This window comes from Blautia intestinihominis (assembly GCF_040096655.1).
GTDB lineage: Bacteria > Bacillota > Clostridia > Lachnospirales > Lachnospiraceae > Blautia_A > Blautia_A intestinihominis.
The window spans coordinates 1-3048 of sequence record NZ_JBBMEI010000143.1; the positions used below are offsets into that span (position 1 = coordinate 1).

The following is a 3048-nucleotide window of genomic DNA, read 5'->3' on the forward strand; positions in this document are numbered from 1 at the left end:
AAGAAGACCGATGGCTCTAACTATTACCAGTTTACACCATCGGTCTTCTTAAGTCCAGCTAACCCTTGAACAGTAACGAACGAGAGAAAGAAAATTAAAAAAGTACAAACTTTTAGTTGTGGCCCTTCTCCTTTTCTGATATAATAAGTTCGGATTTTAAGCTTCTGCCGTGATAAAATGTGAAACTGTCGCGAATGAGGCTAAAAGGAGGAATTACAAATGAAAGAAAAGAAAAAACGGGCCAAACGTCTGCCCACCTTTGCGGAATCGATCACACCGATCATCGCAATGCTTCTGATCCTTACCATTGGAAAGGGCGTGTTCGGCTACAGCACGGAGCCGCTCCTGATCATGGTAGCAGCAATCGCGGCATTTATCGCGTTCCGTGTGGGTGTTACCTGGGATGAGATGATGGATGAGATCTGTACCAAGATTGCAAAAGGTATGCCGGCAATTCTGATTCTGGTATGCGTTGGCGCTATGGTTGGTACCTGGATGGCAGCTGGTACCATTCCGATGATGATTTACTATGGTGTTCAGATTGTAAACCCGAAATTCATGCTGGTTACAGCATTTCTGATCGAGGCTGTTGTATCGGTTGTTACCGGTACTTCCTGGGGTTCTGTCGCAACCATGGGTGTTGCCCTGATGGGAATTGCAAGTGCTCTGGGTGTGTCTCTTCCGGCTACCGCAGGTGCATGTATCGCAGGTTCCTACTTCGGTGATAAGATGTCTCCGCTGTCTGATACCACGAACCTGGCTCCGATCGCGGCAGGCAGCACACTGTATGAGCATATCGGACATATGTTTTACACCACCGTTCCGGCAACCATCGTTTCTCTGGTGGTATATGCCATTGTTGGTATGAACGCAGATGTAAGTGCAGATATCACCTCTGATACTGTTACTACCTTATTGAGCCAGCTTTCTTCCATGTACAGCTGGAACCTACTGCTCATCATTCCGGTGCTAATCGTGCTGGGAGGTTCCCTGTTTCAGAAGCCAACCATTCCGGTTATGCTTCTTTCCACCTTTGTAGCTGGCATAGAGGGTGTTTTCATTCAGCATGTAGCAATGGGTGATGTGTTAAAGGCAACGGTAAACGGCTTTAGTGTATCTATGATCCATCGCGCAGGCTTCGACACCGAGACTTGTTCCGAGGCGGTTACCAAGCTGTTAAACCGTGGTGGTATGAACGGCATTATGAGTACCACACTTCTGGTATTCTGTGCATTCTGTTTTGCAGGCATCATGAGCCGGGCCGGCTGTCTGGATGTTGTACTTCAGAAGATTTTAAGCGTGGCAAAGAGTACCGGCGCACTGATTACCGCAACGGTGGCAGCCTGCATTACCATGGCACTGACTACCGGTAACTCTTATCTTTCCATTTTGATTCCTGGAGAGATGTTCCGTGACGCTTATAAAGAGCGCGGACTTGCGGCAAAGAACCTGTCCAGAACCCTTGAGGATGCCGGTACTGTAGTGGTGCCGCTGATTCCGTGGTCCGCAGCAGGTGCCTATATGGCATCTACCCTTGGTGTAGAGACCCTGGATTACCTTCCGTGGGCAATCCTGTGCTACACTGGCTGGATCTTTGCAATCATCTGGGGCTTTACCGGATTCGGTATCGCAAAGCTTGCTGATGAGAAGAAAAAGGAGAACTAAATACGAAAGTCTTGTTCCACCGGGATTCCTGATTCCGGTGGAATTTTTGAAGAATAAAGAAAAGGCAGGAGAATAGACATTATGATCAAGTTACTGAAAAACGCGAATGTTTACGCACCAGAGAAATTGGGAAAAAAAGATATCCTCATTGAGGGAGAGAAAATCCTTCTGATGCAGGATTCTATCGAAGGCTATGAGGGACTCCCGGGAGTGGAGACTTATGACCTGGAGGGAAAAATCGTTGTTCCGGCTTACATTGACATGCATGTGCATATCACCGGAGGCGGTGGAGAGCAGGGACCGGCATCCCGTGTACCGGAGTCTCAGCTCAGCGAATTTTTAAAAAACGGTATTACCACCGTGGTTGGCCTTCTGGGTACAGATGGCGTAACCCGCAGTGTAGAGAATCTGGTAGCAAAGGCCCGTGCCCTGACCGAGGAAGGCATGACCGTGTATACACTGACCAGCTCCTACGGTTACCCGCCGACCACCCTGACCGGAAGCGTAGAGCGCGATATCATCCTGGTTCCGCCTATGATCGGTGTGAAGGTAGCTGTATCTGACCACAGAAGCTCCAATCCGGGCGGGGAAGAGCTGATCGCCCTGGCTACCGCAGCCCGCAGAGCCGGTCTGCTCAGCAACACACCGGGGCTGGTGACTATGCATATGGGTGACGGAGAGGGAAGACTGGATCCGGTATTCTATGTTCTGGATCATTCCGATGTTCCGGCCAAGAACCTGCTACCGACCCATATTTTACGTAATCCGGGCCTGATTGATGCCGGTGCGGATCTGGTACGCCGCGGCGGTTACATTGACTGCACCGCCGGTGCCGATGATGTAGAAGTAGAATCTGATGCCATGAAGCTTTACGAGCTCTTACACCGCGAAGGCGTGAAACTGGATCATGTCACCATATCCAGTGACGCATTCGGAAGCCAGCCACGCTTCAACGAGGAGGGCGAGTGCATCGGCCTGACATACGCATCTCCGAAGTATCTGCACCGCACCATTCAGATCCTGGTAAGAGAGGGTATGCCGCTGGAGGCTGCCTTACAGCTTCTGACCAGCACTCCGGCAGTGCTCCTTGGTCAGGAAGGAGTCAAGGGCTGTGTAGCAGAGGGCGCAGACGCAGATCTTCTGGTACTGGATGAAAATCTCGACATCAACAGCCTGTTTGCCCGTGGCCAGGTGGCTGTGTGGGAGCAGGAAGTGAAGATGAAAGGCAGATTTGAGCAGTAATGTTTTTATGATATGAATTGAAAGAAGCGAAGACCATCATGGTTGATAGGTTTTCGCTTCTTTTTAGTTACTGTTCAAGGGTATGCATAGTCCATTGTAAAAAGTGATGAAATTTATTTTTTTGTTTTGTGGATAACCAGT

At 49.6% G+C, this 3048-nt stretch carries 2 protein-coding genes; both read left to right on the forward strand.

Annotated elements, in window-relative coordinates; translation table 11 throughout:
* The first annotated feature begins 219 nt into the window (after positions 1-219).
* The gene (gene nhaC / locus WMO75_RS19095; protein WP_118254341.1) at positions 220-1665 is read left to right on the forward strand and encodes a Na+/H+ antiporter NhaC; all 1446 of its coding nucleotides are present in this window, start codon (positions 220-222) and stop codon (positions 1663-1665) included.
* Between the two features lie 81 nt (positions 1666-1746).
* On the forward strand, positions 1747-2907 hold the full coding sequence (gene iadA, locus WMO75_RS19100) for a beta-aspartyl-peptidase (protein WP_008391939.1): 1161 nt from the start codon (positions 1747-1749) through the stop codon (positions 2905-2907).
* Positions 2908-3048: the final 141 nt, after the last annotated feature.

Coding starts and splice junctions, on each gene's coding strand:
- iadA (WP_008391939.1), top strand. CDS start 1,747: ATGATCAAGTTACTGAAAAACGCGAATGTTTACGCACCAGAGAAATTG.
- nhaC (WP_118254341.1), top strand. CDS start 220: ATGAAAGAAAAGAAAAAACGGGCCAAACGTCTGCCCACCTTTGCGGAA.